Here is a 5,117-nt window from a genome sequence, read left to right as displayed (position 1 = left end):
GCATCCTTCTCGAAGTGCTTGCGGTACTCGTCGAGCGTGGTCGCACCGATCGTCTGCAGCTCACCGCGCGCCAGGAGCGGCTTGAGGATGCTCGCCGCATCGATCGCGCCCTCGGCGGCACCCGCACCGACGAGGGTGTGGATCTCGTCGATGAAGACGATGATGTCGCCGCGCGTGCGGATCTCCTTCGTGACCTTCTTCAGGCGCTCCTCGAAGTCGCCGCGGTAGCGGGAGCCGGCGATGAGCGAGCCGAGGTCGAGCGAGTAGAGCTGCTTGTCCTTGAGGGTTTCGGGCACCTCGCCCTTGACGATCGCCTGGGCGAGGCCCTCGACGACGGCGGTCTTGCCGACGCCGGGCTCGCCGATCAGGACGGGGTTGTTCTTCGAGCGGCGCGAGAGGATCTGCATGACCCGCTCGGCCTCCTTCTCGCGGCCGATGACGGGGTCGAGCTTGCCGTCGCGCGCGGCCTGCGGGAGGTTGCGACCGAACTGGTCGAGCACCTGCGAGCCCTTGTCGGCGCTCGGGGTGTCGCCGCCGACGGCGACGGCCTCCTTGCCCTGGTAGCCCGAGAGCAGCTGGATGACCTGCTGGCGCACGCGGTTGAGGTCGGCGCCGAGCTTCACGAGCACCTGGGCGGCGACGCCCTCGCCCTCGCGGATGAGGCCGAGGAGGATGTGCTCGGTGCCGATGTAGTTGTGGCCGAGCTGCAGCGCCTCGCGCAGGCTCAGCTCGAGGACCTTCTTCGCGCGCGGCGTGAAGGGGATGTGCCCGGTCGGCTGCTGCTGGCCCTGGCCGATGATGTCCTGGACCTGCTCGCGCACGGCGTCGAGCGAGATGCTGAGCGACTCGAGCGCCTTCGCGGCGACTCCTTCGCCCTCGTGGATGAGGCCGAGGAGGATGTGCTCGGTGCCGATGTAGTTGTGGTTGAGCATCTTGGCCTCTTCCTGGGCCAGGACCACCACGCGACGGGCACGGTCGGTGAAGCGTTCGAACATCGGATACCTCCTCAGGCGCCAGGGCGCTGACGGGGCCCCGGTTGCTATCGAGGGTAACCAGGGGTGCCGGGGAAAACTGCCCCTGTTCGCCGTAGGCGTGCGGGTTTCCGGGTGGCCCCCGCAACGACCCGGGTGCGACGTAGGGTGACGGCATGAGCAACCTCGAGCCCGACCCGGCCGAAGTCGTGTGCGACGAGCAGCCGGCGCCGAGCATCCAGGTGCTCGAACCGCGCGAGGTGCCGCTCGGCGGGCCCCGCGCGATGACCGTGCGCCGAACCCTGCCGCAGCGCGCGCGAAGCCTCATCGGCGCCTGGTGCTTCGTCGACCACTACGGGCCCGACGACGTCGCCGAGACGGGCGGCATGGTCGTGCCGCCGCATCCGCACACGGGGCTGCAGACGGTGAGCTGGCTGTTCGAGGGCGAGATCGAGCACCGCGACTCCACGGGAGCCCACCAGCTCGTGCGCCCCGGCGAGCTCAACCTCATGACCGCCGGCACGGGGATCCAGCACAGCGAGGTCTCGACCCCGACGACCACGCGGCTGCACGGCGCGCAGCTGTGGGTCGCGCTCCCCGACGCCGACCGCCGCACCGCCCCGTTATTCGAGCACACCGAGCCGCAGCCGATCACGTTCGGCGCCGCGACCGTGCGCGTCTTCATCGGCTCGCTGCCCGGGGTCGGCGACGCCGCCGCTCGCGTCTTCAGCCCACTCGTCGCGGCGCAGGTCGACCTGCCCGCCGGCGCCTCGGTCGAGCTCGCCGTCGACCCGCGCTTCGAGCACGGTCTGCTGGTGGATGCCGGAATCGCCACGATCGACGACGTCGCGATCCCGACCGCGCACCTCGCCTTCACGCCCACGGGCCGGTCGACGCTGCGGGTCTCCGCGGGCGAGGGTCCCCTGCGGGCGCTCCTCATCGGGGGCGAGCCGCTGGGCGAGCCCATCGTCATGTGGTGGAACTTCATCGGTCGCGACCACGACGAGATCGTCGGCTTCCGATCCGCATGGCAGGCCGAGGTGATCGAGGGCACGGCGCCCGCCGAGACTTTCGGCCGAGTCGAGGGGTGGCCGGGGTCGGCGCTTCCGGCACCGGTGCTGCCGGGCATCCGCCTCAAGCCTCGCGAGTAGCCGCACGCGCCGCCAGACGCGGATGCTCTCCGCGTGCTACTCGTGCGGGTCGGCGTGGAGCTTGTCGAAGCGCGCGCGCTCGTCGGCCTCGATGTCGCTGAAGGCCTGACGCTCGGCGCGGTCGGCGCGGATGATCGCCCGCATCGCGAACCAGAAGATGAGGCCGACGACGATCGTCGGCGTCACCGAGAACACCGCGTTCGTCCAGAAGTCGTCCACGAGACCAGGATACGTCGCGCTCGCTCGGAGGAGGGTGCCGCCGGGTCGTCATCCGCTTGGAGGGATCGGACGACGACCCGGCCGGCGGAGCCTGATCGCGTATCGGGGGGTAGAGCGATCGGGCTCCCGTCATTCGAGCTAGGGGCGCATCGTCCTCCGACCGGAGACGATGCCGTAGACGGCGACGGCGACGGCGAGGAGGCCGGCGAGGGCGAAGGCCGCGATGGCGATGATCGGGCCGGACTCGGCGGGCACCGCGGCCTCGATGGCCGAGGCTCCGTCGGTCGGTTCGGGGAGGGACTCGGTGGGGAGCTGGATGTAGCCGCGCAGGATCGCGTTGTCGATGCGGATGTCGGCCTGGACATCCGAGAGCCGGCCGCGATCGGCGACAGCGACGAGGCAGTAGGTTCCATCGGCGACGGTGAGGGTGTCGACGAGAGCGCTGAAGCCCCGGCCCGCCGAGACGGTCGTCGTGGTCGAGGCGACCGCCGTTCCGCACTCGCCGAGCTGCTGGGGCGCGAGCTCGAGGGTGAGCTCGTGCTCGCCGTCGCCCGCGATCGTGCCGGCGATGTAGAGCTCTCCGGAGACGACGGTTCCGGAGACGGGCGTCGTGATGCGCAGCGCGTCGGCAGCGATGCCGGGCGAGGCGACGAGCACGAGGCTCGACGAGAGCGCGGCCGTGACGAGGCCGAGCCGGAGGGCATGGGTGTGCAGCACGGGGTTCGCCTTCGGGTCAGGCGATGCCGACCGCTCGTAGGGCGGGCAGTCAGCGTCGTATCGGGTGTGGTGCTTCAGAGCCGCGCGGGTGTCCGGTGGGTGGCCGGTCGCGGTTCTGCGAACACCCTCAGCGTACGGAGCGGTCGGGTTGCGTGCTCGCCCCAGATAGGGGGCCACGTGCTCGCGGCCACCGCTAGATGTTGTGGCGGGAGTGGACCGTGTTGCTTCTGTTGCTCGTGTGACCGGGGTGATTCCGCCTGTGGTTCAGCCCGTGGGCTCAGCCCGTGGCTCAGCCCTTGGCGAGGATGCCGACGAGGCCCGAGATCAGCAGATACGCACCGAAGCCGCCCGCGATGAGCCAGATCGCGAGGCGCGTCGGCGAGATCTCGCGCTTCTTCTTCTCGGCATCGCCGGGCAGGGGCAGCTCGTTCTTGTCGGCCATGGTCGTCTCCGTCTGCTCGGCGGCGTCTACTTGACGAGGGGGAAGAGGATCGTCTCGCGAATGCCGAGACCCGTCAGCGCCATGAGCAGGCGATCGATGCCCATGCCCATGCCGCCGCTCGGGGGCATGCCGTGCTCGAGCGCGGTCAGGAAGGCCTCGTCGAGGCGCATGGCTTCGGGGTCGCCGCCCGCCGCGAGGGTCGCCTGCGCGACGAAGCGCTCGCGCTGGATGACCGGATCGACGAGCTCGGAGTACGCGGTCGCGAGCTCGAAGCCGCGCACGTAGAGATCCCACTTCTCGACGCGGCCCGGCAGGCTGCGGTGCTCGCGCACGAGCGGGCTCGTGTCGACTGGGAAGTCCATGACGAAGGTCGGGCGCACGAGGTCGCCCTTCACGAAGTGCTCCCACAGCTCTTCGACGAACTTGCCCGGAAGCGGGTGATCGATCTCGATCTCGACGGCGTCGGCGAGCCTCTTCAGCTCGGCCATCGGCGTCTCGGGCGTGATCTCGACGCCCGCCGCCGCGCTGAGCGAGTCGTACATGCTGAGGCGATCCCAGTCGCCGCCGAGGTCGTACTCGGTGCCGTCGGCCCAGGTGACGACGTGCGAGCCCGAGATCGCGACCGCCGCGTTCTGGATCATCTCCTGCGTCAGGTCGGCCATCTGGTGGTAGTCGCCGTACGCCTGGTACGCCTCGAGCATCGCGAACTCGGGGCTGTGCGTGGAGTCGGCGCCCTCGTTGCGGAAGTTGCGGTTGATCTCGAACACGCGCTCGATGCCGCCGACGACGGCGCGCTTCAGGAACAGCTCGGGCGCGATGCGCAGGAACAGCTCGGTGTCGAAGGCGTTCGAATGCGTCGTGAAGGGGCGGGCGGATGCTCCGCCGTGCATCGTCTGCAGCATCGGCGTCTCGACCTCGAGGTAGCCGTGATCGGCGAAGGTCTGACGCAGGCTGGCGACGGCGAGAGCCCGGGCGCGGACGGTCTTCCGAGCCTGCTCGCGCACGATCAGGTCGAGGTAGCGCTGGCGAACGCGCGTCTCCTCGTTGAGCTCGTTGTGCAGGTTCGGCAGTGGCAGGATCGCCTTCGCCGCGATCGCCCAGCTGCTCACCATGATGCTGAGCTCGCCGCGGCGGCTCGTGATGACCTCGCCCTCGACGAAGACGTGGTCGCCGAGATCGACGAACTCCTTCCAGCGGGCGAGCTCGTCGTCGCCCACCTCGGCGAGACTCACCATGACCTGGATGCGGGCGCCGTCGCCCGACTGGAGAGTGGCGAAGCAGAGCTTGCCCGTGATGCGCGAGAACACGACGCGACCGGCCAGGGCGACGCGCTCGCCCGTCGCCGTATCGGGCTCGAGGTCGGGGTGACGCTCGCGAACGGCCGGGATCGTGTCGGTGATCGGCAGGCCGACCGGGTAGGCGTCGATGCCGGCGGCGAGCATCCGCTCGCGCTTGTCGAGGCGGACCTGCTTCTGCTCGGCGATCTCGGCGACGGTCGGCTCGGCGGCCTCGGGCGCGGGCGCGGGCGTGGTGTCGGTCATGAAGCTCCTCGGTTCAGCAGTTCAGCCTACCGGCGGGTGCGCGGGGCCTCGGCCGGGAGCGCGGGCGCGGGCGCGG

The 5,117-nt window shown here is 70.4% G+C and carries 6 protein-coding genes; 1 reads left to right on the top strand and 5 read right to left on the bottom strand.

Annotated features, from left to right (window positions below):
- A partial coding sequence (locus Q7T15_RS08505) for a Clp protease N-terminal domain-containing protein (RefSeq protein ID WP_304695253.1) occupies positions 1-995 on the bottom strand: 995 nt, incomplete at its 3' end.
- Between the two features lie 152 nt (positions 996-1,147).
- On the opposite strand from Q7T15_RS08505, the gene Q7T15_RS08500 reads away from it, so the two are divergent.
- On the top strand, positions 1,148-2,122 hold the full coding sequence (locus Q7T15_RS08500; protein ID WP_304695251.1) for a pirin family protein: 975 nt from the start codon (positions 1,148-1,150) through the stop codon (positions 2,120-2,122).
- 36 nt (positions 2,123-2,158) lie between these two features.
- On the opposite strand, the gene Q7T15_RS08495 is transcribed toward Q7T15_RS08500, so the two are convergent.
- From Q7T15_RS08495 to lysS, 4 genes are all read right to left on the bottom strand, one after another.
- A complete protein-coding gene (locus Q7T15_RS08495) occupies positions 2,159-2,341 on the bottom strand; it encodes a hypothetical protein (protein ID WP_304695249.1) in 183 nt (60 codons plus the stop codon).
- 138 nt (positions 2,342-2,479) lie between these two features.
- Positions 2,480-3,058, bottom strand: coding sequence for a hypothetical protein (locus Q7T15_RS08490; protein WP_304695247.1), 579 nt, complete (start codon positions 3,056-3,058; stop codon positions 2,480-2,482).
- A gap of 289 nt (positions 3,059-3,347) precedes the next feature.
- Positions 3,348-3,500: a hypothetical protein gene (locus tag Q7T15_RS08485; RefSeq protein WP_304695245.1), complete on the bottom strand. Its 153-nt coding sequence runs from the start codon at positions 3,498-3,500 to the stop codon at positions 3,348-3,350.
- A 26-nt stretch (positions 3,501-3,526) separates the two neighbouring features.
- Positions 3,527-5,041 carry a lysine--tRNA ligase gene (gene lysS / locus Q7T15_RS08480; RefSeq protein ID WP_304695243.1) on the bottom strand — a complete coding sequence of 505 codons (1,515 nt, stop codon included), beginning with the start codon at positions 5,039-5,041 and terminating at the stop codon, positions 3,527-3,529.
- Positions 5,042-5,117 lie beyond the last annotated feature (76 nt).

Source organism: Microcella sp. (genome assembly GCF_030645145.1).
Lineage (GTDB): Bacteria > Actinomycetota > Actinomycetes > Actinomycetales > Microbacteriaceae > Microcella.
Note: the sequence above shows the minus strand (reverse complement) of the source record. Positions and strands in the feature narration are given on the sequence as shown.